31 protein-coding genes are annotated in these 26,120 nt (G+C 71.7%); 18 read left to right on the plus strand and 13 right to left on the minus strand.

What is annotated here, in order from left to right; all coding sequences use genetic code 11:
- The first annotated feature begins 170 nt into the window (after positions 1 to 170).
- The 11 genes from KV557_RS02025 to era all read left to right on the plus strand — a co-directional run bounded on the left by KV557_RS02025 (position 171) and on the right by era (position 7,960).
- On the plus strand, positions 171 to 911 hold the full coding sequence (locus tag KV557_RS02025; RefSeq protein WP_218197843.1) for an RDD family protein: 741 nt from the start codon (positions 171 to 173) through the stop codon (positions 909 to 911).
- A gap of 66 nt (positions 912 to 977) precedes the next feature.
- Entirely contained in the window at positions 978 to 1,331 is a 354-nt protein-coding gene (locus KV557_RS02030) for a histidine triad nucleotide-binding protein (protein WP_218197844.1), read from the plus strand.
- Between the two features lie 3 nt (positions 1,332 to 1,334).
- Entirely contained in the window at positions 1,335 to 2,258 is a 924-nt protein-coding gene (locus KV557_RS02035) for a ribonuclease Z (protein ID WP_218197845.1), read from the plus strand.
- Between the two features lie 258 nt (positions 2,259 to 2,516).
- Positions 2,517 to 3,635, plus strand: a complete 1,119-nt coding sequence (locus KV557_RS02040) for a PhoH family protein (RefSeq protein WP_218197846.1) — start codon at positions 2,517 to 2,519, stop codon at positions 3,633 to 3,635.
- Positions 3,636 to 3,649: 14 nt separating this feature from the next.
- Entirely contained in the window at positions 3,650 to 4,144 is a 495-nt protein-coding gene (gene ybeY / locus KV557_RS02045) for an rRNA maturation RNase YbeY (RefSeq protein WP_218197847.1), read from the plus strand.
- Between the two features lie 19 nt (positions 4,145 to 4,163).
- The gene (locus KV557_RS02050) at positions 4,164 to 5,489 is read left to right on the plus strand and encodes a hemolysin family protein (RefSeq protein WP_218197848.1); all 1,326 of its coding nucleotides are present in this window, start codon (positions 4,164 to 4,166) and stop codon (positions 5,487 to 5,489) included.
- A 32-nt stretch (positions 5,490 to 5,521) separates the two neighbouring features.
- Positions 5,522 to 5,758 carry a hypothetical protein gene (locus KV557_RS02055; protein WP_218197849.1) on the plus strand — a complete coding sequence of 79 codons (237 nt, stop codon included), beginning with the start codon at positions 5,522 to 5,524 and terminating at the stop codon, positions 5,756 to 5,758.
- Positions 5,759 to 5,796: 38 nt separating this feature from the next.
- Positions 5,797 to 6,342, plus strand: a complete 546-nt coding sequence (locus KV557_RS02060) for a DUF4383 domain-containing protein (protein ID WP_218197850.1) — start codon at positions 5,797 to 5,799, stop codon at positions 6,340 to 6,342.
- A 30-nt stretch (positions 6,343 to 6,372) separates the two neighbouring features.
- Positions 6,373 to 6,726, plus strand: a complete 354-nt coding sequence (locus tag KV557_RS02065) for a cytidine deaminase (RefSeq protein WP_218197851.1) — start codon at positions 6,373 to 6,375, stop codon at positions 6,724 to 6,726.
- A 93-nt stretch (positions 6,727 to 6,819) separates the two neighbouring features.
- Positions 6,820 to 6,981 (plus strand): hypothetical protein, encoded by a 162-nt coding sequence (locus tag KV557_RS02070; protein ID WP_218197852.1) that lies wholly within the window; start codon positions 6,820 to 6,822, stop codon positions 6,979 to 6,981.
- Positions 6,982 to 7,030: 49 nt separating this feature from the next.
- Entirely contained in the window at positions 7,031 to 7,960 is a 930-nt protein-coding gene (gene era, locus KV557_RS02075; RefSeq protein ID WP_218197853.1) for a GTPase Era, read from the plus strand.
- 25 nt (positions 7,961 to 7,985) lie between these two features.
- On the opposite strand, the gene KV557_RS02080 is transcribed toward era, so the two are convergent.
- On the minus strand, positions 7,986 to 8,252 hold the full coding sequence (locus KV557_RS02080) for a protealysin inhibitor emfourin (protein WP_218197854.1): 267 nt from the start codon (positions 8,250 to 8,252) through the stop codon (positions 7,986 to 7,988).
- Between the two features lie 110 nt (positions 8,253 to 8,362).
- Positions 8,363 to 9,385, minus strand: coding sequence for a M4 family metallopeptidase (locus KV557_RS02085; RefSeq protein WP_218197855.1), 1,023 nt, complete (start codon positions 9,383 to 9,385; stop codon positions 8,363 to 8,365).
- A gap of 345 nt (positions 9,386 to 9,730) precedes the next feature.
- On the opposite strand from KV557_RS02085, the gene leuA reads away from it, so the two are divergent.
- From leuA to KV557_RS02105, 4 genes are all read left to right on the plus strand, one after another.
- Positions 9,731 to 11,527, plus strand: a complete 1,797-nt coding sequence (leuA, locus tag KV557_RS02090; protein WP_218197856.1) for a 2-isopropylmalate synthase — start codon at positions 9,731 to 9,733, stop codon at positions 11,525 to 11,527.
- 251 nt (positions 11,528 to 11,778) lie between these two features.
- Complete coding sequence (locus KV557_RS02095) at positions 11,779 to 12,441, plus strand: TerB family tellurite resistance protein (RefSeq protein ID WP_218197857.1); 663 nt, start codon at positions 11,779 to 11,781, stop codon at positions 12,439 to 12,441.
- Between the two features lie 217 nt (positions 12,442 to 12,658).
- On the plus strand, positions 12,659 to 13,405 hold the full coding sequence (gene recO, locus KV557_RS02100; RefSeq protein ID WP_218197858.1) for a DNA repair protein RecO: 747 nt from the start codon (positions 12,659 to 12,661) through the stop codon (positions 13,403 to 13,405).
- Positions 13,406 to 13,409: 4 nt separating this feature from the next.
- On the plus strand, positions 13,410 to 14,249 hold the full coding sequence (locus KV557_RS02105) for an isoprenyl transferase (protein ID WP_218197859.1): 840 nt from the start codon (positions 13,410 to 13,412) through the stop codon (positions 14,247 to 14,249).
- A 105-nt stretch (positions 14,250 to 14,354) separates the two neighbouring features.
- On the opposite strand, the gene KV557_RS02110 is transcribed toward KV557_RS02105, so the two are convergent.
- The 4 genes from KV557_RS02110 to KV557_RS02125 are packed head-to-tail and all read right to left on the minus strand — an operon-like array spanning position 14,355 to position 17,528.
- Entirely contained in the window at positions 14,355 to 14,765 is a 411-nt protein-coding gene (locus tag KV557_RS02110) for a Fur family transcriptional regulator (protein WP_218197860.1), read from the minus strand.
- Between the two features lie 35 nt (positions 14,766 to 14,800).
- Entirely contained in the window at positions 14,801 to 15,763 is a 963-nt protein-coding gene (locus KV557_RS02115) for a metal ABC transporter permease (protein WP_218197861.1), read from the minus strand.
- Positions 15,760 to 16,524, minus strand: coding sequence for a metal ABC transporter ATP-binding protein (locus tag KV557_RS02120; RefSeq protein WP_218197862.1), 765 nt, complete (start codon positions 16,522 to 16,524; stop codon positions 15,760 to 15,762). Before KV557_RS02120 ends, KV557_RS02115 begins: the two co-directional genes overlap by 4 nt.
- Positions 16,525 to 16,538: 14 nt before the next feature.
- On the minus strand, positions 16,539 to 17,528 hold the full coding sequence (locus tag KV557_RS02125; protein ID WP_374106583.1) for a metal ABC transporter substrate-binding protein: 990 nt from the start codon (positions 17,526 to 17,528) through the stop codon (positions 16,539 to 16,541).
- Between the two features lie 212 nt (positions 17,529 to 17,740).
- On the opposite strand from KV557_RS02125, the gene KV557_RS02130 reads away from it, so the two are divergent.
- Positions 17,741 to 19,123: a glycine--tRNA ligase gene (locus tag KV557_RS02130; protein ID WP_218197863.1), complete on the plus strand. Its 1,383-nt coding sequence runs from the start codon at positions 17,741 to 17,743 to the stop codon at positions 19,121 to 19,123.
- 76 nt (positions 19,124 to 19,199) lie between these two features.
- On the opposite strand, the gene KV557_RS02135 is transcribed toward KV557_RS02130, so the two are convergent.
- Both KV557_RS02135 and KV557_RS02140 read right to left on the minus strand, forming a co-directional pair.
- The gene (locus tag KV557_RS02135) at positions 19,200 to 20,261 is read right to left on the minus strand and encodes a hypothetical protein (protein WP_218197864.1); all 1,062 of its coding nucleotides are present in this window, start codon (positions 20,259 to 20,261) and stop codon (positions 19,200 to 19,202) included.
- 225 nt (positions 20,262 to 20,486) lie between these two features.
- Positions 20,487 to 21,065, minus strand: a complete 579-nt coding sequence (locus KV557_RS02140; RefSeq protein WP_218197865.1) for an NADAR family protein — start codon at positions 21,063 to 21,065, stop codon at positions 20,487 to 20,489.
- Positions 21,066 to 21,221: 156 nt separating this feature from the next.
- On the opposite strand from KV557_RS02140, the gene KV557_RS02145 reads away from it, so the two are divergent.
- Positions 21,222 to 21,731 (plus strand): F0F1 ATP synthase subunit B, encoded by a 510-nt coding sequence (locus tag KV557_RS02145; protein ID WP_218197866.1) that lies wholly within the window; start codon positions 21,222 to 21,224, stop codon positions 21,729 to 21,731.
- Between the two features lie 90 nt (positions 21,732 to 21,821).
- Here the strand turns inward: KV557_RS02145 and KV557_RS02150 are convergent, their stop codons facing one another.
- The 3 genes from KV557_RS02150 to KV557_RS02160 form a co-directional block, all read right to left on the minus strand.
- Entirely contained in the window at positions 21,822 to 22,235 is a 414-nt protein-coding gene (locus KV557_RS02150; RefSeq protein WP_218197867.1) for a type II toxin-antitoxin system VapC family toxin, read from the minus strand.
- Positions 22,232 to 22,525, minus strand: a complete 294-nt coding sequence (locus tag KV557_RS02155) for a type II toxin-antitoxin system Phd/YefM family antitoxin (protein ID WP_218197868.1) — start codon at positions 22,523 to 22,525, stop codon at positions 22,232 to 22,234. The genes KV557_RS02150 and KV557_RS02155 overlap by 4 nt, the downstream gene beginning before the upstream one ends.
- Before the next feature lie 158 nt (positions 22,526 to 22,683).
- Complete coding sequence (locus tag KV557_RS02160) at positions 22,684 to 24,144, minus strand: MFS transporter (RefSeq protein WP_218197869.1); 1,461 nt, start codon at positions 24,142 to 24,144, stop codon at positions 22,684 to 22,686.
- A 102-nt stretch (positions 24,145 to 24,246) separates the two neighbouring features.
- Between KV557_RS02160 and KV557_RS02165 the strand changes: the two genes are divergently transcribed.
- Positions 24,247 to 25,134: a helix-turn-helix transcriptional regulator gene (locus KV557_RS02165; RefSeq protein ID WP_218197870.1), complete on the plus strand. Its 888-nt coding sequence runs from the start codon at positions 24,247 to 24,249 to the stop codon at positions 25,132 to 25,134.
- A 6-nt stretch (positions 25,135 to 25,140) separates the two neighbouring features.
- Here KV557_RS02165 and KV557_RS02170 read toward each other — a convergent pair whose 3' ends face one another.
- Positions 25,141 to 25,527, minus strand: a complete 387-nt coding sequence (locus KV557_RS02170) for a hypothetical protein (RefSeq protein WP_218197871.1) — start codon at positions 25,525 to 25,527, stop codon at positions 25,141 to 25,143.
- The gene (locus KV557_RS02175; protein ID WP_218197872.1) at positions 25,524 to 26,084 is read right to left on the minus strand and encodes a hypothetical protein; all 561 of its coding nucleotides are present in this window, start codon (positions 26,082 to 26,084) and stop codon (positions 25,524 to 25,526) included. The genes KV557_RS02170 and KV557_RS02175 overlap by 4 nt, the downstream gene beginning before the upstream one ends.
- Between the last annotated feature and the right edge of the window lie 36 nt (positions 26,085 to 26,120).

Raw genomic sequence — 26,120 nt, forward strand, 5'->3', positions numbered from 1 at the left:
AACTCACCCTCCCCGCCCAGCTGTTGTCCTACCTTGCGCTGCACGGCCGGGCGATCCGGTACGGCTACGTGGACCGCGACTGGCCGATCGAGGCCTACCAGACGGTGTTCGCGACCGTCCCCGGCAGATGTTCTTGATCGGATCTTGATCGACAGCTCACGGGGGACCACATGGCGCAGGGCTATCCGCAGCCGCCGCAGTATGGCCAGAACCCTTACGCACAGCCGCAGTCGGCTCCGCAGGCGTACCCGCCGAACCCGTACCCGCCGCACGGGTACCAGGCGAATCCGTACCCGCAACAGCCCCAGCAGTACCAGCAGCCGCAACAACCGCAGCCGTACGGTCAGAACCCGTACCCGCCGCACGGGCAGCCGGTGCCGCCGCCGCAGCCCCAACAGCCGTACGCCCAGCAGCCTCAGCCCCAACAGCCGTACGCCGCTCACGGGCAGGCGTTCGACGCCGCCACCGCGGTGCCCGTGCCGCCGGAGACCAGCAACTACCGGCGCTTCCCCGCCATCCTGATCGACTTCCTGGTCGCCGTCGGCCCGGCCTTCGCCGTCGCGAACAAGGCCGGTCACCCGGCCAAGCACGGCGCGCCGGCCGCCGTGCCGTGGATCGTGGCGCTGGTGGCCACCGGCCTCGTCATCTCCTTCGTCAACCAGGTGCTGCTCGCCCGCCTCACCGGCTTCAGCGTCGGCAAGGGCGTCCTGGCCCTGCGGGTGATCCGCCGCAAGCGCGTCATGCACCCCAACACCTGGCGGCTCACCCGGCGCTGGCTGATCGGCTTCGTCGTCCTGCTGGTCAGCTGGCTCAGCGAGGAGTTCGAGGGCGAGGGGGACATCGTCGGCGTCCGGATCGTCCGCTGGAAGCACCTGCGGGAGTACGAGCAGGCCACCGGGCGGCTCGGCTAGGCTGCCGCCGTACGAGCCCCAACCGGACCCGCAACCGGACCCGCAAGAGGACCCGAGGAGAAGCCGATGGCCGGCGAGCCGCAGCCCGACTGCCTGTTCTGCAAGATCGTGGCGGGCGAGATCCCGGCGACGGTGGTGCGCAAGACCGAGCGCATCCTCGCCTTCCGCGACATCGCCCCGAAGGCCCCGGTGCACGTCCTGGTCATCCCGCACGTCCACTACCCGAACGCCGCTGCGCTGGCCGCCGCCGAGCCGGAGCTCGCCGGTGAACTCCTCGCCGAGGCGGGCGCGGTGGCCCGGGAGGAGGGCCTGGCGGACTACCGGCTGATCTTCAACACCGGGCCCGGCGCGGGCCAGACCGTCTTCCACGCGCACGTCCACGTGCTCGGCGGCAGGCCGATGACCGAGCGCATGGTCTGACCCGTGTCGCAGCGCGAACTCGTCGTCCTCGGCACCGCCAGCCAGGTGCCCACCCGGCACCGCAACCACAACGGCTACCTGCTCCGCTGGGACGGCGAGGGCGTGCTGTTCGACCCCGGTGAGGGCACCCAGCGGCAGATGCTGCACGCCGGGGTCACGGCCACCCAGATCACCCGGATCGCGGTGACCCACTTCCATGGCGACCACTGCCTGGGCCTCGCCGGGGTGATCCAGCGGATCAACCTGGACCGCGTCCCACACCCGATCGACGTCTACTTCCCGGCCTCCGGCGAGGTCTACTTCGAGCGGCTGCGGCATGCCACCGCCTACCACGAGACGGCCGTGCTGCGGCCCCGGCCGATCGACGAGCCCGGCCCGCTGCCCGCGCCCGGCGCGCGCTTCGCGCTGGACGCCGTCCGGCTCTCGCACCCTGTGGAGTCCTTCGGCTACCGGCTGTCCGAGCCGGACGGCCGCCGGCTGGTGCCCGAACGGCTCGCCGCCCTCGGCGTCTTCGGCCCCGCGGTCGGCCGGCTCCAGCACCAGGGCGCGATCGAGGTGGACGGCCGCCGGGTCAGCCTGGACGAGGTCAGCGAGCCGCGGCCGGGCCAGCGGTTCGCGTTCGTGATGGACACCCGGCTCTGCGACGGCGTGCACGAACTCGCCGAGGGCGCGGACCTGTTGGTCGTCGAGTCCACCTTCACCGACGCCGACGCCCACCTCGCCGAGGACCACGGCCACCTCACCGCCGGGCAGGCCGCCAAGGCTGCCGCCGAGGCCGGGGTGCGCACCCTGGTGCTGACCCACTTCTCCCAGCGCTACCCCGACCTCGGCCAGCACCTCGCCGACGCCCGCAAGCACTTCGACGGCGAGCTGGTGGTCGCCGCCGACCTCGCCCGGGTGCCGGTCCCCGCCCGTCGGCAGCCGTGAGCACGGGCCGGGGCCGGGCGGCAGCTCCCGTCGCGGTCACGGAATCGCGGTCGCGGTCCTCTCATCGCGCCTCCTCTCATCGCGGTCGAGGAATCGCGATCAAAAAGGGCTCGCATCGTCCCCCGATCTGCCGGAGCATCGTCGGGTGCGGCCCCGCCGCCCGCCGCAGCGATCACGCTCGCGGCGTACCCTGGTGCCCCGGAGACCGAGCGGCACACGACACCACGGATGGGATGAGGCAGGCCCCAGCGCCGACCTATGAGTGACACATCGCAGACCCGTACGAACGGACAGTCGCGCCCCGAGCCGGCCGACGACGGCCGTGTCAGTGCCCGGATCGTCATCCCCGAGAAGCACCCGATGGTCACCCTGCTCGGCACCGCGGACTCGCTGCTGCGCGTGATCGAGCGGGGCTTCCCCGCCGCCGACATCCACGTCCGCGGCAACGAGGTGACCGCCACCGGCGCCCGCGCCGAGGTCGCCCTGGTGCAGCGGCTCTTCACCGAGATGATGCTGGTGCTGCGCACCGGCCAGCCCCTGACGGAGGACTCCGTGGAGCGTTCCATCGCCATGCTCCGCAGCGCGGAGGTGGACCCGGACAGCCCGGCGCCGTCCCAGGTGTTCACCGCGAACATCCTGTCCAACCGGGGTCGCACGATCCGTCCCAAGACCCTCAACCAGCAGCGCTACGTCGAGGCGATCGACAAGCACACGATCACCTTCGGCCTCGGCCCGGCCGGTACCGGCAAGACCTACCTCGCGATGGCCAAGGCCGTCCAGGCCCTCCAGTCCAAGGAGGTCAACCGGATCATCCTGACCCGCCCGGCCGTCGAGGCGGGGGAGCGGCTCGGCTTCCTGCCCGGCACCCTCTACGAGAAGATCGACCCGTACCTGCGCCCGCTCTACGACGCGCTGCACGACATGATCGACCCGGACTCCATTCCCCGGCTGATGGCGTCCGGCACGATCGAGGTCGCCCCGCTCGCGTACATGCGCGGCCGCACCCTCAACGACGCCTTCATCATCCTGGACGAGGCCCAGAACACCTCGCCCGAGCAGATCAAGATGTTCCTCACCCGCCTCGGGTTCAACTCCCGGGTGGTGGTCACCGGTGACACCACCCAGATCGACCTCCCGAGCGGTACCAGGAGCGGCCTCAAGGTCGTCCAGGAGATCCTGGCCGACGTGCCCGACATCCACTTCTCCGTCCTCACCAGCACCGATGTGGTCCGCCACAAGCTGGTCGGCCGGATCGTGGACGCGTACGAGCGCTGGGACGCCGAGCAGGAGGCCGGGGAGCCCATTCCCGCCGGCCCCCGCAAGCCCGCCCAGCGGCGCCCGCGCGCACCCCGACAGTCCCATCGCACCGAAAGCTGAGTAACCAGCCCGTCATGTCGATCGACATCGCCAACGAGTCCGGCCGGGACGCCGATGAGGAAGCCATCCTCGACGTCGCCCGCTTCGCCCTGGACAAGATGCGGATCCACCCGCAGTCCGAACTGTCCGTGATCCTGGTGGACAGTGCGGCGATGGAGGAGCTGCACATCCAGTGGATGGACCTCCCCGGGCCCACCGACGTGATGTCCTTCCCGATGGACGAGCTGCGCCCCGGCAAGGAGGGCGAGGAGCTGCCGCAGGGCCTGCTCGGCGACATCGTGCTCTGCCCCGAGGTCGCCGAGCAGCAGGGCCAGGCAGCCCCGTCCAAGCACTCCATGGACGAGGAGCTCCAACTGCTCACCGTCCACGGGGTGCTGCACGTCCTCGGCTACGACCACGAGGAGCCCGAGGAAGAGGAGGAGATGTTCGCCCTCCAGAAGCGGATCCTGGACGACTGGCGGGCCGGGCGCGGCCTCGGGGGCATCTCCCCGGCCCCCACCACCCACTGAGCGCGGAGCCCGAACCCCTGTGAGTGGTGAGAGTACGAGCTTCATCCTCGGTGCCGTGCTGCTCGTCGTGCTCGGCTGGCTGGCCGCGTGCGCCGAGGCGGGCATCTCCCGGGTCTCCCGGTTCCGGGCGGATGAGGCCGTCCGGTCCGGGCGGCGCGGCTCGGCGCGGCTGCTGACCGTCGCATCCGACCCGATCCGCTACCTCAACCTGGCCACCCTGATCCGGGTGGCCAGCGAGATGGCGGCGGCCGTCCTGGTCACCGTGGTGTGCGTGCGCAACCTCCACCCGACCTGGCAGGCCGTGCTGTTGGCGTTCGGAGTGATGGTGCTCGTGTCCTTCGTGGCGGTGGGCGTCTCCCCGCGCACGATCGGGCGCCAGCACCCGCTGACCACCGCGACCGCGGCCTCCTTCGTGCTGCTGCCGCTGGCCGCCGTGCTCGGCCCGATCCCGCGGCTGCTGATCCTGCTCGGCAACGCGCTGACCCCGGGCAAGGGTTACCGCGAGGGGCCGTTCGCCTCCGAGGCGGAGCTGCGCGCCCTCGTCGACCTCGCCGAGAAGGACGACCTGATCGAGGACGAGGAGCGCCGGATGGTGCACTCCGTCTTCGAGCTGGGCGACACCATCGTCCGCGAGGTGATGGTGCCGCGCACCGACCTGGTGATGATCGAGCGGCACAAGACCGTCCGGCAGGCGCTGACCCTGGCGCTGCGCTCGGGCTTCTCGCGCATCCCGGTGGTCGGGGACAACGAGGACGACGTCGTTGGCATCGTCTACCTCAAGGACCTGGTCCGGCGCACCCACATCAACCGGGAGGCCGAGGCCGAGGAGGTCGGCGCGGTGATGCGCCCGGCCGTCTTCGTCCCGGACTCCAAGCCGGCCGGCGACCTGCTGCGCGAGATGCAGCAGCGCCGCTCGCACGTGGCGATCGTGATCGACGAGTACGGCGGCACGGCCGGCCTGGTCACCATCGAGGACATCCTGGAGGAGATCGTCGGCGAGATCACCGACGAGTACGACCGGGAGATCCCGCCGGTGGAGGACCTCGGCGACGGCTCCTACCGGATCACCGCCCGGCTGCTGGTCGAGGACCTGGGCGAGCTGTTCGGCATCGAGCTGGAGGACGAGGACGTCGAGACCGTCGGCGGCCTGCTCGCCAAGCACCTCGGCCGGGTCCCGATCCCCGGCTCGGCCTGCGAGATCCCGCTGCCCGAGCCCACCGACACCGGCCTGACCGGCATCCTGCTCACCGCCGAGAGCTCCGCCGGCCGCCGCAACCGCATCGGCTCCATGGTCGCCACCCCCGTCCGCGGGGCCGAGGACACCGGTGACGAGCCCGGCGAGTAGCGGGTGGGCGGCCGCCGAGCGACCATGAGGGCATGACGCATCAACTTCGCGCGGAGTACGGCCCGCAAGGGGCGGCCGGCGGGGTCAAGGTCTGGCATGTGGTGCGGGACGGCGACCTCGCGACGGCGCTCTGTGGCCGCACCATGCCCGACGACGCCGAGACGCGGCCCGAAGAGGAATGGGGCACCGGGTTGCGCTGCTGCCAGCAGTGCGGCTCGCTCTACATGCACGAGGTCCCGCACATGCAGGGGAGCCATCCCTACAGCTAGGCCGGGCGCTGCCCGGCCGGCCCATGGTGGAGGTCGCCATGAAGCTGCAAGACGAACTGCCCGTCGACTCCCGGCTCGTCACCGTGTGGCGGATCGGGGCGGGGCTCGGGGGGATCTTCCTGATCGTGTTCGGGGTCCTGGGGCTGGCCGACCACCCCGGTTTCCTGGCGACGCACGGTGACCGGATCTCCGGGCTGTCGACCAACGGGGCGCTGAGCATCCTGTCCATCGTGGTGGGCGCGATCCTGGTGCTGGGGGCGGTGATCGGCGGGAACTTCGCGTCCAACCTCAACATGGTGGTCGGCGTGCTGTTCGTCCTCTCCGGCTTCTACGGGCTGGCGGTGCTCGGCCGGCCGGACGCCAACATCCTCAACTTCCGGATGTCGAACGTGCTGTTCGCGTTCATCTTCGGGACCGTCCTGACGACCTTCGGGATGTACGGCCGGGTGAGCAGCCACCTGCCGCACAACAACCCGTTCTGGCGCAAGCGGATCGCGGCGGAGGGGCCGCTGCCGTCCGGACCGAAGACCTTCGTCAAGCTCATCAACCCGAACGCGGGGCCGACCCACCCGGTCGGGCACTGAGGCCCGGGCTGCGCGTCCTATGCTCGGCGCATGAGTGACATCGTCGAACTCGACCCCGAAGACAAGAAGATCATCACCCTGGCCCGCTCGGCCCGCGCCCGCAACGGCGTCCCCGAGGGGGCCGCGGTGCGTGACGAGACCGGTCGGACGTACGTGGCCGGGACGGTCGCGCTGGAGTCGCTGCGGCTGAGCGCGCTGCAGACGGCGGTCGCGATGGCGGTGGCCAGCGGCGCGAAGTCGCTGGAGGCGGCGGCCGTGGTGAGCGAGGCGGAGCAGCCGGCCGAGGCCGATCTGGCGGCCGTGCGGGACCTCGGCGGCGCTGGGACGCCGGTGCTGCTGGCCGGTCCGGACGGGACGCTGCGGCTGGCGGCCGAGGCCCGCTGAGGGCTGTTTCTCCGGCGACGGAGGCCCGGCGAAGTATTCTTGTGCTCAGCGGATAGTCTCACCGGTGGGGGTTTCGGTGAGGGGGCTGGGGACATGGGGGCGGTGGCGTTCTTCGCCGGGCTGCTGCTGTTCGTGATGGGCATGGGCAAGTGGCAGGAGACCGGTTCGCCCTGGTGGCTCGGGGGTTCGCTCGGGTTCCTCCTGCTGCTGGTGATCGCCGCGCTGACCTCGCGCGGCGGCGGCTCGAAGGGCTGACCGCGCGGCCGGGTCGGCCCGCTCCCGGTGATCAGGGAGAATGGACGGCATGAGTGCCCCTTCCTCCCCGTACCGCTCCGGCTTCGCGTGCTTCGTCGGCCGGCCCAACGCGGGCAAGTCGACCCTGACCAACGCCCTGGTGGGGACGAAGGTCGCGATCACCTCCGACCGCCCGCAGACCACCCGGCACACCGTGCGCGGCATCGTCCACCGCCCGGACGCCCAGCTCGTCCTGGTCGACACCCCCGGCCTGCACAAGCCCCGCACCCTGCTCGGCGAGCGCCTCAACGACCTGGTCCGCTCCACCTGGGCCGAGGTCGACGTGATCGGCTTCTGCCTGCCCGCCGACCAGAAGCTCGGCCCCGGCGACAAGTTCATCGCCAAGGAGCTCGCCGAGATCAGGAAGACCCCCAAGGTCGCCATCGTCACCAAGACCGACCTGGTCGACTCCAAGCGGCTGGCCGAGCAGCTGATCGCCATCCACCAGCTCGGCGAGGAGCTGGGCATCGAGTGGGCCGAGATCATCCCGGTCTCCGCGGTGGGCGACAAGCAGGTGGACCTGGTCGCCGAGCTGATCACCAAGCTGCTCCCGGAGGGCATGCCGCTCTACCCGGACGGCGACCTCACCGACGAGCCCGAGCAGATCATGGTCGCCGAGCTGATCCGCGAGGCCGCGCTGGAGGGCGTCCGGGACGAACTGCCGCACTCGCTGGCCGTCGTGGTCGAGGAGATGCTGCCGCGCGAGGGCCGCCCGGCGGACCGTCCGCTGCTGGACATCCACGCGAACGTCTACATCGAGCGGCAGAGCCAGAAGGCGATCGTGATCGGCGCCAAGGGCGCGCGGCTCAAGCACGTCGGCACGACGGCGCGCAAGCACATCGAGGCGCTGCTCGGCACGCCGGTCTACCTGGACCTGCACGTCAAGGTGGCCAAGGACTGGCAGCGCGACCCGAAGCAGCTGCGCAAGCTGGGCTTCTGAGCCCGCCGGTGCCGCGCGGGGGCGGTTACGCGCCCTCGCGCAGCACCAGGGACACCAGCTCGCGCTGGGAGTCGGTGAGCTTCGGGTCGGCGCAGTGGACCGTCCGGCCGTCGACGGTGATCTCGTAGTGGAAGCCGTCCGGCACCCCGTACGACGGGGCCCGCAGCCCGCCCGCGACGGCCTCGCGGGCGAGTGCGTGGACGTGCGGGGCGTCCGTACGTTCGGTGGTGTCGAGCTCCGCGCGGCGGACGATTCCCGCGAGGCCGCCGGTCCGGGTCACCTGGATACGCATGGTGTCCATGGTGCTACGAAGGGATGGGGTTTGCCGGGCTTTTCCCGCACCGTGACCTCGATCCCGGCGCAACCTGCTCTCGGGGCCGTCCTGCCCGGTCCGGGGCGGCCTCAGCCCGGGCTCACGCCGACCTGCGCCCAGGCCGCCGTCACGGTGTCCGCCACCGACGGCTGGTCGGGGTAACGGGCCTTCGCGGCGGCCACGGTGGCCCGGGCGAAGGCGGTGAAGTCGGCGTCGGCGGGCAGCCGGCGGCCGGTCAGCGCGTCGTACCAGATCCGCCCGGCGCGCTCCCAGGCCGGGCCGCCGAGCGCGGTGGCCAGCAGGTAGAACGCGTGGTTCGGGATGCCCGAGTTGATGTGCACCCCGCCGTTGTCCTCCGAGGTCTGCACGTAGTCCCGCAGGTGCGCGGGCTGCGGGTCCTTGCCGAGCCGCGGGTCGTCGTAGGCGGTGCCGGGCGCCTTCATCGAGCGCAGCGCCACGCCCTGGACGCCGGGGGCGAGCAGCCCGGCGCCGATCAACCAGTCGGCGTCGGCGGCGGTTTGATGCAGCGCGTACTGCTTGACGAGCGAGCCGAAGACGTCGGAGACCGACTCGTTGAGCGCGCCGGGCTGGTCGTGGTACTCCAGGCCGGCGGTGAACTGGGTGACGCCGTGGGTGAGTTCGTGGCCGATGACGTCGATGCAGGCGGTGAAGTCGCCGAAGATCTCGCCGTCGCCGTCGCCGAAGACCATCCGCTGACCGTTCCAGAAGGCGTTGTCGTAGTCCTGGCCGTAGTGCACGGTGGCGTCCAGGCGCAGCCCCTGGCCGTCGATCGAGCGGCGGCCGTAGGCGTCGGCGTACAGCGCGAAGGTGGCGCCGAGGCCGTCGTAGGCGTGGTTGACGGAGGCGTCGGCCGCCGGATCCCGGCCCTCGGTGCGGACGGTCCGGCCGGGCAGCCGCTGGCTGTGCCCGGCGTCGGCGATCACCCGGCTGAGGCCGGTGGCGCCGGAGGTGGGCGGGGGAGCGGCGAGGCGGGCCGCGCGGTGGGCCGCGTCGAGGGCGAGGGAGCGGACGGCGGGTTCGTGACCGGCCTCGGCGAGGCGGTCAAGGACGTACGGCGGGACGATCGCGCAGAGCGGCATCGCAGCAGTCATGTGGCCCAGCGTGAGGCATTGATGACCGATTGTCACCGGCGCGGACACAAGCGGAGGCTCTCGTGCCGCCGTCTCAAGGAGTGGAAAGGTAGTCCGGATCACTTCGGGGGCGCGCGGCCCTCGGTTACGCTGGGGATCATCATGCGCAACGGGCTGCTTCTTCTTAGCTGCCGCGTCGAGGGCCTGTAGTCCACTGGGGCCGGCTCCCTCGCCGCGGGGATCGAGCTGTGCGCGTCTCCGGATGTCCCGGATTATGAGCGGCAGCAGGCCGGCCAGTCGGTGTGTACCTGACATTCACGGGAACCGACCAGCCCCCGCATCCACAGGAAGCCGAGAGTCACCTCCATGACCGAGCAGACCTCCGCCGCGTCCGTCCCCGCCGGTCGCGCCTTCGTCGACCGCCCCACCCCGATCACGGCCGCGAGCGTGCGCCAGCAGCCGTCCGGCATGCGGTACGGGCGCTACCTGCCGTTCGGCACCGTCGACCTGGCCGACCGGACCTGGCCGAGCACGGTGATCACCAAGGCGCCGCGCTGGCTCTCCACCGACCTGCGGGACGGCAACCAGGCGCTGATCGACCCGATGTCCCCGGCCCGCAAGCGCAAGATGTTCGACCTGCTGGTCGGCATGGGCTACAAGGAGATCGAGGTCGGCTTCCCCTCCTCCGGTGCCACCGACCACGCCTTCGTGCGGTCGCTGATCGAGGAGGACGCGATCCCCGAGGACGTCACCATCTCGGTCCTGACGCAGGCCCGCGAGGAGCTGATCGAGAAGACCGTCGAGTCGCTGGTCGGCGCCCCGCGCGCGACCGTCCACCTGTACAACGCGACCGCGCCGCTGTTCCGCCGGGTGGTGTTCCGCAATGACCGGGCGGCCACCAAGGCGATCGCCACCGACGGCACCCGGCTGGTGATGGAGTACGCGGAGAAGCTGCTGGGCGAGGACACCGTCTTCGGCTACCAGTACTCGCCGGAGATCTTCGTCGACACCGAGCTGGACTTCGCGCTGGAGGTCTGCGAGGCGGTCATGGACGTCTGGCAGCCGGGCGAGGGCCGCGAGATCATCCTGAACCTGCCGGCCACCATCGAGCGGGCCACCCCGAACGTCCAGGCCGACCAGTTCGAGTGGATGTCGCGCAACCTGTCCCGCCGCGAGTTCGTCTGCCTGTCGGTGCACCCGCACAACGACCGCGGTACCGCCGTGGCCTCCGCCGAACTTGCCTACATGGCCGGCGCGGACCGCATCGAGGGCTGCCTGTTCGGCCAGGGCGAGCGGACCGGCAACGTCGACCTGGTCACCCTGGGCATGAACTTGTTCTCGCAGGGCATCGACCCGCAGATCGACTTCTCCGACATCGACGAGGTGCGCCGCTCCGCCGAGTACTGCAACCAGATGGAGGTGCACCCGCGCCACCCGTATGCCGGCGACCTGGTGTACACCTCCTTCTCCGGCTCCCACCAGGACGCCATCAAGAAGGGCTTCGACGCCCTGGAGGCGGACGCGAAGGCGGCGGGCGTGCCGGTCGAGGAGCACGCCTGGGGCGTGCCGTACCTGCCGATCGACCCGAAGGACGTCGGCCGCACCTACGAGGCGGTCATCCGGGTCAACAGCCAGTCCGGCAAGGGCGGGGTGGCGTACGTCCTGAAGAACGACCACAAGCTGGACCTGCCGCGCCGGATGCAGATCGAGTTCTCCCGGATCATCCAGGCCAAGACCGACGCCGAGGGCGGCGAGGTCACCCCGGCCGAGATCTGGCGGGTCTTCCAGGACGAGTACCTGCCGACCACCGACAACCCGTGGGGCCGGATCTCGCTGAGCGGTTCGCGCGCCCTGACCACCGAGGACGGCCGGGACGCGCTGATCGCCGGCGCGCTGGTGGACGGCGTACCGGTGACCCTGACCGGTGTCGGCAACGGCCCGGTCTCCGCGTTCGCCGACGCGCTGGGCCGGATCGACGTGGACGTGCGCGTCCTGGACTACTCCGAGCACGCGCTGAGCGAGGGCGGCGACGCCCAGGCCGCCGCGTACGTGGAGTGCGCGGTGGACGGCAAGGTGCTGTGGGGCGTCGGCATCGACGGCAACACCGTGCTGGCCTCGCTGAAGGCGATGATCAGCGCCGTCAACCGCGCGCAGCGCGGGTAGTTCGTACGAGTGGCATGCGGCGGGGCCGTCCTCCGGGGCGGCCCTTCGCCGTGCCCGGGCCCCGCTGCGGCAGGGTTGTGGCCTGCGCCACATTATTTCGACCCGTAAGCCGTTCGAGGTACTGACACGTGCCTTCAACCATGGCAACATCGATCCACCGGAAAGCCGGGTCGGTGGGACGGCCTCGGTGTCCGGTCGCGTGACCTGCCTTTCGTTGTGCAGGCCGCCTGCCATGTCTGGGGAGTGGCGCCGTGACCAGGTTGTGGGGTGTTCGCCCGCGGTGGCGGACCGACGTTCTCGGTGACTTCTTCTGTCCGGGCTGTGGCGGGGACCGCAACTACCGCCGGCAGCACGGCCGGCGGTGGCTGCGGTTGCTGGGCACCCCGGTGCTCCCGCTCGGGCCGGTCATCGGCAGCGTGCAGTGCACCAGCTGCCACGGCCGGTACGGCGTGGAGAGCCTCGAACAGCCCACCTGCGTCCGGCTCGGCGGCATGCTGCGGGACGCCCAGTACACGATCGCGCTGGCCCTGCTGGCGGCCGGCGGCACCGCCCACCGGGCGGCCCGCGAGGCGGCCTGCACGGCGGTGCGCGAGGCCGGCTTCGAGGACTGCGGCGAGGCCCAGGTGCTGGCCGCGCTCGCCGCCCTGTCCGGGCTCGGCAGCGAACTCTACGACGCCCACGGGATGGCCGGCGGCCTCGCCGTGGAACTGCACGCGGTGCTCGAACCACTCGCCCCGCACCTGGCCCACCAGGGCCGGGAGCGGCTGCTGCTCCAGGGCGCGGCGATCGCGCTCGCCGACGGGCGCTACCTGCCGCACGAGCGGGACGCGCTGGCTGCGGTCGGGCGCTGCCTGGACCTGCCGCAGTCCCGGGTCGGAGCGCTGCTGGAGGCGGCCACCCGGGCGCCGTACTAGCCGTACTAGCCGTACTAGCCGTACTAGCCGTACTAGCCGTACTGGAAGTCTCGTCCCGAGCCACCACCATCCCCCACAAACGGGCCCGTCTCGCCCCCAGCCTCCGGCTGGGAGGTGCCCCCACCCTCCGGGCCCGCCGTGACCCGCACCGGACAGGTCTCCCCCACGGCCTGGGTGCGGGCACACGGCTGCGTCCGGGTGGGCGACAATGGTGGGCATGAGTTTGTTCCGGGACGACGGCGTGGTGCTGCGCGCGCAGAAGCTCGGCGAGGCCGACCGGATCATCACCCTGCTGACCCGCCAGCACGGCAAGGTGCGCGCGGTGGCGCGCGGGGTGCGCAAGACCAAGTCCAAGTTCGGCGCCCGGCTGGAGCCGTTCTCGCACGTGGACGTGCAGTTCTTCAGCCGGGGGAGTGAGCTGGTCGGGCGCGGGTTGCCGCTCTGCACCCAGGTGGAGACGATCGCCCCGTACGGCGGTTCGATCGTCACCGACTACGGCCGGTACACCGCCGGGACGGCGATGCTGGAGACGGCCGAGCGGTTCGCCGAGAACGAGGGCGAGCCGGCCGTCCAGCAGTACCTGCTGCTCGTGGGGGGCCTGCGCACGCTCGCGGCCGGGCTGCACGAGTCGCATCTGGTGCTCGACGCCTTCCTGCTCCGCTCGCTCGCCGTGAACGGGTACGGCGCGAGCTTCACCGACTGCGCCAAGTGCGGCCTGGAGGGGCCGAACCGTTTCTTCTCGCTCCCGGCCGGCGGTGTGCTCTGCGCGGACTGCCGAGTGCCCGGATGTGCCGTACCCTCCCCTGAGACACTGGTACTGCTCGGGGCGCTGCTGTCAGGCGACTGGCAGACGGCCGATTCCTGCGAGCCGCGGTACTGGCGGGAGGGCAGCGGCCTGGTCGCGGCCTATCTGCAGTGGCACCTGGAGCGGGGCATCCGCTCGATGAGATACGTGGAGAAGTGAGCACATGGCAGCGCGACGGCTCTTCGGCGGCGGCAAGCAACGGGAGTACCTTCCCCCGACCCCGCATCCCAGCGGCGCCAAGCCCCCGAAGATTCCCGGCGAGCTGGTCCCCAACCACGTCGCGATCGTGATGGACGGCAACGGCCGCTGGGCCAAGGAGCGCGGGCTGCCCCGCACCGAGGGCCACAAGGTCGGCGAGGCGGTCGTGCTGGACGTGCTCAAGGGCGCGATCGAGCTCGGCGTCAAGAACATCTCGCTGTACGCGTTCTCCACCGAGAACTGGAAGCGCTCGCCCGACGAGGTGAAGTTCCTGATGAACTTCAACCGGGACGTCATCCACCGCCGCCGGGACGAGATGGACGCGATGGGCGTGCGGGTCCGCTGGGCGGGCCGGATGCCCAAGCTGTGGAAGAGCGTCGTCCAGGAGCTGCAGGTCGCCGAGGAGCAGACCAAGGGCAACGACGCCGTCACGCTCTACATGTGCGTCAACTACGGTGGCCGGGCCGAGCTGGCGGACGCGGCGCAGGCGATCGCGCAGGACGTCGCGGCCGGGAAGCTCGACCCGAAGAAGGTCAACGAGAAGACCATCGCCAAGTACATGTACCACCCGGACATGCCGGACGTGGACCTGTTCCTGCGCCCCAGCGGCGAGCAGCGCACCTCCAACTTCCTGCTCTGGCAGTCCGCGTACGCCGAGTTCGTGTTCCAGGACGTGCTCTGGCCGGACTTCGACCGCCGTGACCTGTGGCGCGCCTGCGAGCAGTACGCGATGCGCGACCGGCGCTTCGGCGGGGCGATCCCGAACGAGGTGGCCGCGCCGGTGGAACTGCCCTCGCAGCGCTGAGCCTTGCCGCGCCGAAGGGCCCGCGGGAGCGATCCCGCGGGCCCTTCAGTGTTCTGCTGTTCAGTGTTCTGCTGTTCAGCGTTCTGCTGCTCAGCGTTCCGCTGCTCAGCCCTTCTTGGCGCACTCCGCGCAGGTGCCGAAGATCTCCAGCGTGTGCGCGATGTCGCTGAACCCGTGCTCGGAGGCGACGGAGTTGGCCCATCGCTCCACTGCCGGGCCCTCCACCTCGACGGTCGCGCCGCAGTGCCGGCAGACCAGGTGGTGGTGGTGACCGCTGCTGCACCGGCGGTACACCGCCTCACCGTCCGCGGTGCGCAGCACGTCCACCTCGCCGGCGTCGGCGAGCGACTGGAGCGTGCGGTAGACCGTGGTCAGACCGACGGAGTCTCCGCGGTGCTTGAGCATGTCGTGGAGCTCCTGCGCGCTGCGGAAATCCTCGATCTCGTCCAGGGCCGCCGAGACGGCGGCACGCTGCCGGGTCGATCGGGCGCGCGGCGACGGGCCTGCGGTGGTCACCGTGGGTCCTCCTGGGGGTGTGGGCGTCTCGCACCTCATTGTGCCAGCCCCGCGCGCCGCTCCGGCGTGGTCGCGTCAGAGGGCCCCCGTGAGGAACCTTTCGCGGACCCCCGCCCGGGAGTCGAACCCTGCCCGGGCAGTTGGACGTCGCACTCGCGCGGCCCGGGATCGGCGCCGGCCCGGTGGCGCCGTCGGGCCAGCGGCGCGGCGATCACGCTGAACACCGCGAAGACCGCGATGGCGAGCAGCACGATGGCCGGGCCCGAGGGCACGTTGAGGTGGTACGAGCCGGTGACACCGGCCAGCGAGACGACCACGCCGAGCGCGATCGAGGCCGCCTGGGTGGCGGCGAAGGAGCGGGTGAGCTGCTGTGCGGCCACCACCGGGACCACCATCAGGGCGCTGACCAGCAGCAGTCCGACCACCCGCATGGCGACGGTGACGGTGACCGCGGCCATCACCGCGAGCAGCAGGTTGAGCGTGCGCACCGGCAGGCCGGTGACCCGGGCGAAGTCCTCGTCCTGGCAGATCGCGAAGAGCTGGCGGCGCAGGCCGACGGTGACCGCGATGACCACCGCGCCGAGCACCGCGATGGCGGTCAGGTCGGCGGGGGCGACGGTCAGGATCGAGCCCCACAGGTAGCTCTCCAGCGAGCCGGCGCCGGCCTGGGCGGAGAGCGAGACGAGCAGCTTGCCGCAGGCCATGCCGCCGTAGAAGAGCATCGCCAGGGCGATGTCGCCGCGCTGGTTGCCGCGCGAGCGGACCAGCTCCATGGTGACGGCGCCGAGCACGCAGACCAGGACGGCCATCCAGACCGGGCTGGTCTGGAAGATGAAGCCGAGGCCGACGCCGGTCATCGCGACGTGGCCCATGCCGTCGCCCATCAGGGCCTGCCGGCGCTGCACCAGGTAGATGCCGACGGCGGGGGCGGTGATCCCGACCAGGACGGCGGCGAGCAGGGCGCGCTGCATGAAGTCGTAGGAGAGCATCTCGGTCATGCGAGCAGCCTCGGCGGGGTGTGGTCGGCGTGCGGGTGGACGTGGTCGTGGCCGGGCAGCGCGTGCAGGCCGGTGTTGGGCACGGGCGGGCCGTCGTGCGCGACGCAGCCGTCCCGCAGCACGACGGCGCGGTCGATCAGCGGTTCCAGCGGCCCGAGTTCGTGCAGCACGAGCAGCACGGCGGCGCCGCGGGCGACCTCGGCGCGCAGGGTGTCGGCGAGCACCTGCTGGCTGGCGGCGTCGACGCCGGCCATCGGCTCGTCCATGATCAGCAGGTCGGGGGAGCCGACCAGGGCGCGGGCGATCAGCACCCGCTGCTGCTGGCCGCCGGACAGGTCGGCGACGCCGTCCCCGGCCCGGTCCAGCATGCCGACCGCGGCGAGCGCGCGGTCCACCGCCTCCCGGTCCCGGCGGCGGAACGGCAGCAGGCGGTGCTGCGGCAGCCGTCCGGTGGAGACCACCTCGCGCACCGTCGCCGGGACGCCGGAGGCGGCGGTGGTGCGCTGCGGGACGTACCCGATCCGGTGCCAGGCGCGGAACTTGGCGTACGGGACGCCGAACAGTTCCAGCATGCCGCGGTCCAGGGGGACGGAGCCGATGACGGCCTTGACGGTGGTCGACTTGCCGGAGCCGTTGGCGCCGAGCAGGGCGACCACCTCGCCGGGCTGGACCGTGAGGTCGACGCCGCGCAGCACCGGCCGGCCGCCGCGCGAGGCGATGGCGCTGCGGAGGCGGACGGCCGGGGGTATCGGGTGGTTCATGCGCGGTGATCCCGTCAGCTGGTCGCGGCAGGGGTGGCGGCGGGGGTGGTGGCAGGGGCGGCAGGGGCGCCGAGGGCGGCCTGGAGGTTGGCGAGGTTCTGCTTCATCACCGTCAGGTAGTCGTCCTTGGCGGGGTCCTTGACGCCCTCCAGCGGGTCCAGGACGGCGGTCTTGAGGCCGAGGTCCTTGGCGACGGTGTCGGCGAGCTTGGGGCTGACCAGGGTCTCGAAGAAGATCGTGGTGACGCCGTTGTCCTTGGCGGCCTTCTGCACCTCGGCGAGGCGGGCCGGGGTGGGCTCGGACTCCGGGTCGACGCCGTTGATGGCGACCTGGGTGAGGCCGTAGTGGTCGGCGAGGTAGCCGAAGGCGGCGTGGCTGGTGACGAAGGTCTTGGCCTTGACGTCCTTCAGCCCGGCCTGGAAGTCCTTGTCCAGGGCGTCGAGCTTGCCGACCAGCTCGTCGGTGTTCTTCCGGTAGTCGTCCGCGTGCGCCGGGTCGGCCTTGGCGAACCCGTCGCCGACGCTCTTGGCGATCGCCGCGTAGCGGGTCGGGTCGAGCCAGATGTGCGGGTCGCCGGCCGGGCCCGCGGGCTTCTGGCCGTTGGCGGCGGTGCCCTCGTCGAGGTGGTGGTCGACCAGCGGGCTGGCGGCGGTGGCGTCGATCTTGTACTTGGCCGAGGACTGGTCGACGGCCTGGTCGACGGTGGGCTGGAGGCCCTTGAGGTAGACGACCGCGTCGGCCTTCTGGACGGTGGCGACCTGCTTGGCGGTGAGCTCCAGGTCGTGCGGCTCGACGCCGGCCGCGGTGAGGTCGGTGACCGCGACGTGGTCCTTGCCGATCTGCTGGGCGAGGTACTCCATCGGGTAGAACGAGGCGACGACGTTCAGCTTGCCGTCCGCACTCTTGGCGCTGCTGCTGCCGCCGCAGGCGGTGAGGGTGAGGGAGGCGGCGAGAGCGGTGGCGGCAAGGGCTATGGAGGTGCGGGTACGTCGTCCGATCATCATGACAATCATTCTCATCTTATGTGGAAACGATTGTCAACTCACTCGCTTGGGTGAACGGAGGGTGACGGGTTCGGGTGACCCGGTAGGGATCAGTGGGGTCGGTCGGACCATATCGATTTGAACCCCGTACCCATATGGCCGGTAACCTGAGGTATTCGGGTACGCGCAACCAGCGGTGCCCTGACCGTGCCGTACGTACTGAAGAGAGCACTGTGGCCGCCGACAAGATCGACACGATCGTCAGCCTGAGCAAGCGCCGTGGCTTCGTCTACCCCTGCAGCGAGATCTACGGCGGCACGCGTGCCGCCTGGGACTACGGGCCGCTGGGTGTCGAGCTCAAGGAGAACATCAAGCGCCAGTGGTGGCGCGCGATGGTCCAGGCCCGTGAGGACGTCGTCGGACTCGACTCGTCGGTGATCCTCGCCCGCGAGGTCTGGGAGGCCTCGGGCCACGTCGCCACCTTCAACGACCCGCTGACCGAGTGCCTCTCCTGCCACAAGCGCCACCGGGCCGACCACCTGGAGGAGAAGTACGAGGCCAAGCACGGCTTCCCGCCGCCGAACGGCCTCAAGGACGTCAACTGCCCCGACTGTGGCACCAAGGGCCAGTTCACCGAGCCCAAGGACTTTTCGGGCATGCTGAAGACCCACCTCGGCGTCACCGAGGAGGCCGGCGGCCTGGCGTACCTGCGCCCCGAGACCGCCCAGGGCATCTTCACCAACTTCAGCGCGGTCCAGACCACTTCGCGCAAGAAGCCGCCGTTCGGCATCGCCCAGACCGGCAAGAGCTTCCGCAACGAGATCACCCCCGGCAACTTCATCTTCCGCACCCGCGAGTTCGAGCAGATGGAGATGGAGTTCTTCGTCAAGCCGGGCGAGGACGAGCAGTGGCACGAGTACTGGCTCCAGCAGCGCTGGGACTGGTACGTCGACCTCGGCCTGCGCACCGAGAACATGCGCTTCTTCGAGCACCCGAAGGAGAAGCTGTCCCACTACGCCAAGCGCACGGTGGACATCGAGTACCGCTTCAACTTCGGCGGCTCCGAGTTCTCCGAGCTGGAGGGTGTGGCCAACCGCACCGACTACGATCTGCGGGTGCACAGCGAGGCGTCCGGCCGGGACCTCAAGTACTTCGACCAGGAGAGCGGCGAGCGGTACTTCCCGTTCGTCATCGAGCCGGCGGCCGGCCTCAACCGCGCCATGCTGGCCTTCCTGATCGACGCCTACTTCGAGGACGAGGCGCCGAACGCCAAGGGCGTCATGGAGAAGCGCGTCGGCATGCGGCTCGACCCGCGCCTGGCCCCGGTCAAGGTCGCCGTGCTGCCGCTCTCGCGCAACGCCGACCTGTCCCCGAAGGCCCGCGGCCTCGCCGCCGACCTGCGCACCGCGTGGAACGTCGAGTTCGACGACGCCGGCGCCATCGGCAAGCGCTACCGCCGCCAGGACGAGATCGGCACGCCGTTCTGCGTCACCGTCGACTTCGACACCCTTGAGGACAACGCCGTGACCGTGCGCGAGCGCGACACCATGGCGCAGGAGCGCGTCTCGCTCGACCAGGTGAAGGCGTACCTGGCGGCGCGACTGATCGGCTGCTGAGTCCGGTCTGTTGTACGGGTAGTTGTACGGGGAGCCCTCGTTCGCCCTTCGGGGCGGCCGGGGGCTCCCTCGTTTCTCAGCGCCTGCCCCAGCGGGAGCGGCCCGGCGTGGCGGGCGCGGTCGGCAGGCCGGCCGCGCGGAGGGCGGCCAGGGTCGCGCGGTGCCGGGCCTCGTCGGCGCGCAGGGCGGTGAGGAGCTGGTCGTACAGCTCCCGGCTGCCGTCCAGCGCGGCCGCGAGCCGGACGAGTTCGACCGGCGGGCGGAGGGCGGCCAGCTCGCGCAGCAGCACGGCGGGGAGGGGCGCCGGGAGGTCCGTCGCCAGCGCGGCCAGATCGGCCGTCGGTCGGCCGGCGGCCTGGCGCAGCAGCGTCCGTACGTCGGTGTGGCGGCCCGCCTGCTGGAGGCCGGCGGCCAGCGCCGTCAGCTCGGGCGTCGGCGCCGAGCCCCACTCCCACAGCAACGTCGCGCCGTCGGCGACCTGTCCGGCGAGTTCCAGGGCGGCGAGGAGGGCGGGGAGGGCGTTCGCCGGGTAGCCCCAGAAGGCGTGGAACAGCTCCGCCGCCTCGTCGGCCAGACCCGCCTCGCGCAGTTCGGCGAGCACGGCGACGGCGTGCTCGGGAGTGGTGTGTGCCGTGCTGCGGGCCAGTTGCCGGGAGGCGTCCGCCGGGCCCCTTCGGGCCAGAATGCCGGCCAGGTGCGCGGTGTCGGGCGGCGTGAGCCGGGCGGCTGCCTGCGCCAGGAGGTCGGCCACCTCGGGGTGCGCGCCGCTGCGGTGGAGGGCGGTGACCCGTTGGGCGAGAGCGCCGATGTCCGGCCGCAGGGGCGGGGGTTCGGGGGTGGCGAACTGCGGTGCCTCCGGCGGCTGTTGGCGGAGGTCGTGCTCCAACGCCTGGAGCTGGTCGCTCAGTTGGAGGCAGCGGGCGCCGAGTCCCTCGCGGAGCGTGCGGGCCTGGGCCAGCTGCCGGAGGAGGTCCCCGTCCGGCCGCTGTCTGTTCGGCGAGGCCTGTACCGCTTCGGTGAGCCGCCGCTCGCGCTGGCCGGCATAACGGCTCGCGCGGAGTAACTCGTCCAGCTCTGCGCGAAGTTCGTGAGCCTGTAGCTCGCTGTCGTGCTCCCGCGTGCTCGGCCGTATGCGCATGATCTCCCCACCCTGTCCATCTCGGCCCTGACTGCGGGCCATCCTGGTGTCGGGATATGGCGAGGGAGTTAAGGGAGCACGTCCAGTCGTGTGCGAGTGGTGTCAAGGAGCGCGCAGACGGCGGTCGTTGCGAGAAGTGCGCCGGTCGCGCTCCCGAGGAGCGTCGCCTCGTTCGGCTGGGCCGCTTCGCTCTCCCGCGAAGCGGCCCGGCCGATCAGACGATCCTCATGCGGCGAGTCGGGCCCGAGCCTCCATGAGCGCGAACCCGAGCAGGTTCTCCCCGCGCCACTTGCCGGGCTGCTCCGCGCGCTCGTCGTCGGCGGCTAGCCCGATCCCCCAGACCCGGTCCACAGGACTGGCCTCGACGAGCACCCGCTTCCCCGTCCCGAGCAGATACTCCCGGAGCGCCTCGTCCTGCCCGAACTTCGCGACGTTGCCCTCGACGACCAGCTCGAACCGCCCCGCGGCCCAAGTGGCCTCATCGAACCGGCTGACCAGCCGCCCCAGCTTCTTGGCCTCGGCGGGTGTGCGGGCCTCCAGCACTCGCTGCTCGATCGCCTCGTCACCGAACATACGTGCCTTGCCGGCCATCATCCAGTGCTCGGCACTGCGGTACGTCACCCCGTCGATGGTGAAGGAGCACGGCCACCACTGGCTCAACGCCCCTTGCCCGATGCTTCCGTCCTTCCGCGCCTGATGCCCCCAGAACATCAGCCACTTCGGCCGGGCCCCGGCGATGAGGAGCGTCGCCAGCTCCTCCCGGCTACGGGCGTCGACAGGGGCCCCCACGTGCTTGTTGTCCATATCGTCATTCTGACACAAACCCCTGTTGGCGACGCAACGGGATTTGAACCGTCCTGAGGCGGCCTCACGGCCCGGGTGCCGCTGCTGCTTTGTGACGGGTGGTCACCATGGATCCCCCATGGGCCGTGAAATCTTCTACTACTAGCATGTAGTCGCATGGGACCCTTGAAGCCGGACACTGCTGAACTCGTTGTTGGCCTCATCTGCTTCTTCCTGATCTTCGGCGTACTCGGCAGGATTGTGCTGCCGCGCATCGAGAAGAACCTCGCGGCCCGCGCGGACGCGATCGAGGGCGGGGCCGAGCGCGCCGAAGCCGCCACTGCCGAGGCACGGGCCGTGTACGAGCAGTACCAGGCCGAACTCACCGCCGCTCGCCATGAGGCGGCGCAGATCCGTCAGAACGCCGCGGAGGAGGGCGCTGCCCTCATCGCCGCCGTCCGGGCCGAGGGCCAGGCGCAGCGGGACAGCCTGGTGGCCGCGGCCAAGGTGCAGCTGGAGGCCGACCGCGTGGTCGCGGAGGCCGAGCTGAAGGAGGACGTCATCGCGCTCGCCACCGAACTCGCGGGCCGCGTGGTCGGTGAGCCGCTGGGCGACCTGCCCCGGACTCGGGCGATCGCCGACGAGTTCTTCGCCGAACTGGACGCCAAGCCGGCCGTCACCACCTGAGCCCACTCCTTCTCGCCCGACCGAGGGCCCGGATCGCTACGATCCGGGCCCTCTCGCATGCGCCGGAAGCAGACGAAGGCTGGATCCGCGTCAGCGCGCTGACGGTTGGCCGGGGGACAGCACCGGCAGGTCGCGCTCGGTGGCGGCCTCGGCCAGCCGTTTGTCGTAGGTGACGAAGGCGGTCAGTGCGTGCTCAAGATGCTCGGCGCTGGCGAGGTGGATGGCGTCCAGTGTCCGCAGATGCCTGGTCGGGAACAGCCTGGCGGCGCGAAGGATCGGGTCGGAGAGCCGGATCCGCAGCAGGCGATCGAGCAGGCCCTCCGAGGCATCGAGGAGCTCGTCCGGTGCGCCGATCCTGATGAGGGCCCGGGGGACTTCCACCTGGGCAAGCGCACTGGTCGCGTGCCCCTCGGAGCCGCGGGACGAGAGGAACGTGCGGAGTGCGGCGGACTCGCCCTCGGGGACGAGGAGCTTGAGGATCGCGCAGGAGTCGAGGTAGATCAACGGTCCTCTTCCTCGCGCATCGCGTGGAGGGCGTCGGCGGCGGAGCCCAAGGGGACGTCGATCGCCGGAGGCGTCCAGTCGGCCAGGCCGCGCGCCGTAGCGGCATTCTCCGGGTCGATGGTGCCGTCCCGAACGAGGTCCTCCAGAACCCGCTGTTCGGGGTCGGGCGGCGCCAGCACCGCAATGAGTCGCCCGTTGCGGGTGATCTCGATGCGCTCGCCGGCCGCTACCCGGTCGATCAGATCGCTGGCGTGCTGCTGAAGCTGCCGGATGGGAACTCTGGCTGTCATACGACTCACGCTAGAGCTGAGCGTGCGGCGATTGCGAGCGCCGTGCGTCGACTTAATGCGAACGAGCTACGGATCTCGGCTCGGCCCCGCACGACGACGGCCTCGCGATCGCCAGGTGCGGCGATCGCGAGGCCGTCGTCGTGCTGTGACCCGCGGGCTCAGCCGATCGAGCGCGGCAGCCGGGTGGTCAGGTACAGGATCGTGAACGACCCCAGGAGCTGGATGCCCAGGCACACGGCGAGCGCCCGGTCCATGCCGAGGCTGGGGGAGAGGGACAGGTAGAGGGTGCCGAGGGTGGCGACGCCGAGGGCGAGGCTGGCCTGCTGGCCGGTGGCGAGGACGCCGCTGCCGACGCCGGCCCGGGCGGCGGGGACCTTGGAGAGGACGACCCGGAAGAGCGGGGTGCCGATCAGGCCCTGGCCGATGCCGGCGAGGGCGACGCCGGGGGCCATCCGCAGCGGCGAGAAGTGCGCCCAGTCGGCGAGGACGGTGACGGCGAGGGTGGCGAGGCCGGTGGCCTGGACGACGGCGCCGGCGGTGAGCACCCGGCTGCCGTAACGGCCGATCAGACGCGGGCCGGAGAGCGAGGCGGTGAAGTAGCCGACGGCCATCGGGACGAGCGCCCAGCCGGCGGCGACGGGGCCGAGGTGGAGGCCCTGCTGGAGGGCGACGGCGATGACGAACATGAAGCCGCCGAAGCCGCTGAAGTACGGGAGCGCGATGCCGAGGCCGCGCCGCATCTCGGGGATCCGCAGCAGGGTCGGCGGCACGAGCGGGGTGGCGCCACGCTGCTCGGCGCGCCGCTCGACGATCGCGAACGCGGCGGCGAAGAAGGGGAACAGGGCGAGCAGCACCCAGGACCAGACCGGCCAGCCGGCGGCGCGGCCCTCCATCAGCGGGACGAGCAGGGAGAGCAGGGTGGCGGTGAGCAGGACCGTGCCGGGGACGTCGACCCGGGCGGCCTGGGTGGCCCGGCTCTCCGGGACGTACCGGACGGCGAGGACCACGGCGAGCAGCGCGAACGGCACGTTGAGCAGGAAGACGGAGCGCCAGCCGGTGCCGAACACGTCGGCGGCGACGAGCATGCCGCCGAGCACCTGGCCGATCACGACGGAGATGCCGCCGACCGCGCCGTAGATGCTGAGCGCCCGGCCGCGCCGGGCGCCGTCGGTGGCGGCGGTGATGGTGCCGAGGACCTGCGGGATGAGCAGCGCGGCCGAGGCGCCCTGGGCGGCGCGGGCGGCGACCAGGGACCAGGCGTCGGGGGCGAGTCCGCAGGCGAGCGAGGTGACGGCGAAGGCGGCGGCGCCGGCGACGAAGAGCCGGCGGCGGCCGAAGATGTCGCCGAGCCGTCCGCCGAGCACGAGCAGGACGGCGAAGGCGATGCCGTAGCCGGCGGCGACGAGTTCGAGGACGGCGGGGCCGGCGGCCAGGTCGTGGTCGATGGTGGGGAGGGCGACGTTGACGATGAAGAAGTCGAGCATCGGCAGGAAGGCCCCGAGCAGGACGGTGACCAGCCCGGCGGTGCCGAGGGACGGGGTGCGGGCGGCGGTGGCCGCGGTGCCGGGGGTGGTGGCGGTGCGGACCGGGGCGGGAGCGACGGCGAGTTGTTGGGTCACGGGTCATACGATCCGCCCGGCCGTAGCCTGGTACCAGAGTGTGGTTATCCAGGTATAAGAAGTACCTGGCAACAGGATCCGCGCTGCCGCATCCTAGGACATATGAGCCTGACGACCGCCGCCGCGCAAGCCCCCGCGTACGCTCCCCCCGTGAAGGCGGCCACCCCCGCCGCCGCCCGCCGCCACGACCTGGCCGCCTTCCTGCGCTCCCGGCGCGAGCGCATCTCGCCCGACCAGGTGGGCCTGCCGAGGACGGGCCGCCGCCGCACGCCGGGCCTGCGTCGCGAGGAGGTCGCGCAGCTCGCCGCCGTCGGGGTCACCTGGTACACGTGGTTGGAGCAGGGACGGGACATCCAGGTGTCCGCCCAGGTGCTGGACGCTGTCTCCCGCGCGCTCCTGCTGGACCCGAGCGAGCGCGCGCACCTGTTCACCCTGGCCGGCGCGGACGACCCGGCGCCGGTGGTGGAGTGCCCGACGGTCACCCCGAGTGTGCGCCTGGTGCTGGAGCAGATGGCGCCGTACCCGGCCGGGGTGATCAATGCCCGGTACGCCGTGCTGGCGTACAACGCCCAGTACACCGGGATCGTGGGCGACCTGGACGCGCTGCCGCCCGAGGACCGGAATCTGATTTGGCTGGCGTTCACGCCCTCGCACTTCCGTGAGGTGCTGGTGGACCACGAGACCGAGCGCGACCTGATGGTGGCCCGGTTCCGCGCGGGGATGGCCGACCACAGCGCGGAGCCGGCCTGGAAGGCGCTGCTCGCCCGGCTGCTGAACGCCTCGCCGGACTTCGCGGCGGCCTGGCAGCGGCATGACGTGATGCGGCCGGGCAACGGACTCAAGCGGTTCCATGTGCCGGGCGTCGGCCTGTTGCACTGCGAGTACACGAACTTCTGGCTGGGGCCTCGTCAGGGCTCGCGGATGATCGCGTACACCCCGCGCGACGAGCAGACCCGCGAGCTGATGAACCGTCTGCCCAGCAGGCTGTAGCGGTCGTCAGGCGCGGACGGCACGCCCGAGCAGCACGCACACGGCGGCGAGCGGCAGTTCGACGCAGCACGCCATCACCAGCGCCGCGAGTATCGCGTGCCCGGGCCCGGCGCACGCGATGTCCGCCAGCGCGTCCCCGGCGAGCAGCAGGGCCACCGCCCCACCCGCCCAGCGGGCGGCGGCACTGCGGCGGTGGCGCAGCGCCGCGTCGAGCGAGAGCAGGGCGGCGAACTCCAGCAGGTCGAGGACGACCCACGGGGTCTCGTGGCAGACCGCGAGCACCCCGAGCCACGGCAGCAGCGCCACCGCGGCCATCACGGGCACCCGCTCGAAGCGCTCCGGGAGGACGAGGGGAACGGCGGCCGGACGCCCGGCCAGCACCGCGGTACTCACGCCGCACCCCCGGCCGCCGCCAGCGCACCCCGCCGCACCCGGACCCGCTCCAGCGTCAGCCGCTCGACCCCGCCCGCAGCGGGGTGCTCGACCACGACCCCGTCGAACGGCCCCTCGGCCCAGGCGAGCCAGAACCGCCCGCCCACCGTGACGACCTCAGCCGCCACGGCGGCCCGCGCACCGCGAAGGACCCCCCGCAGCCACCCGCCCCCGGTGAACGCCACCGCCGGCGCGGTGCCGTCCGCCGCCAGCCGCCCCCAGGCGAGCACCTGGTACGCCCGCCCGCCGGCGGCCGAGCGCCGCCCCCCGCGCAGCAGCTGCGGGGTGAGCCGGGCGGCGACCAGGACGTCGGCCAGCTCGCCGTGCTCGTACACCTCCAGCGCGGCCCGGCCGCGGCCGGCGCCCACGCTGCGCACCGACCAGGGCCCCACCCCGGCCGGCAGCGTCCAGTCCGGCCCCGCCGCCGGGCGGAGCGCGCCCCCGGGAACACCCCCGTGGTCCCCGGGGACGGGCCGCCCGTGCGGCGGAGTGGCGGAGTGCGATGCAGTGCTCGTCATGCCGTCAAGCTTTCCGCCGCACCCGCCCCGTTGTCG

The organism is Kitasatospora aureofaciens (genome assembly GCF_019192735.1).
GTDB lineage: Bacteria > Actinomycetota > Actinomycetes > Streptomycetales > Streptomycetaceae > Kitasatospora > Kitasatospora aureofaciens_A.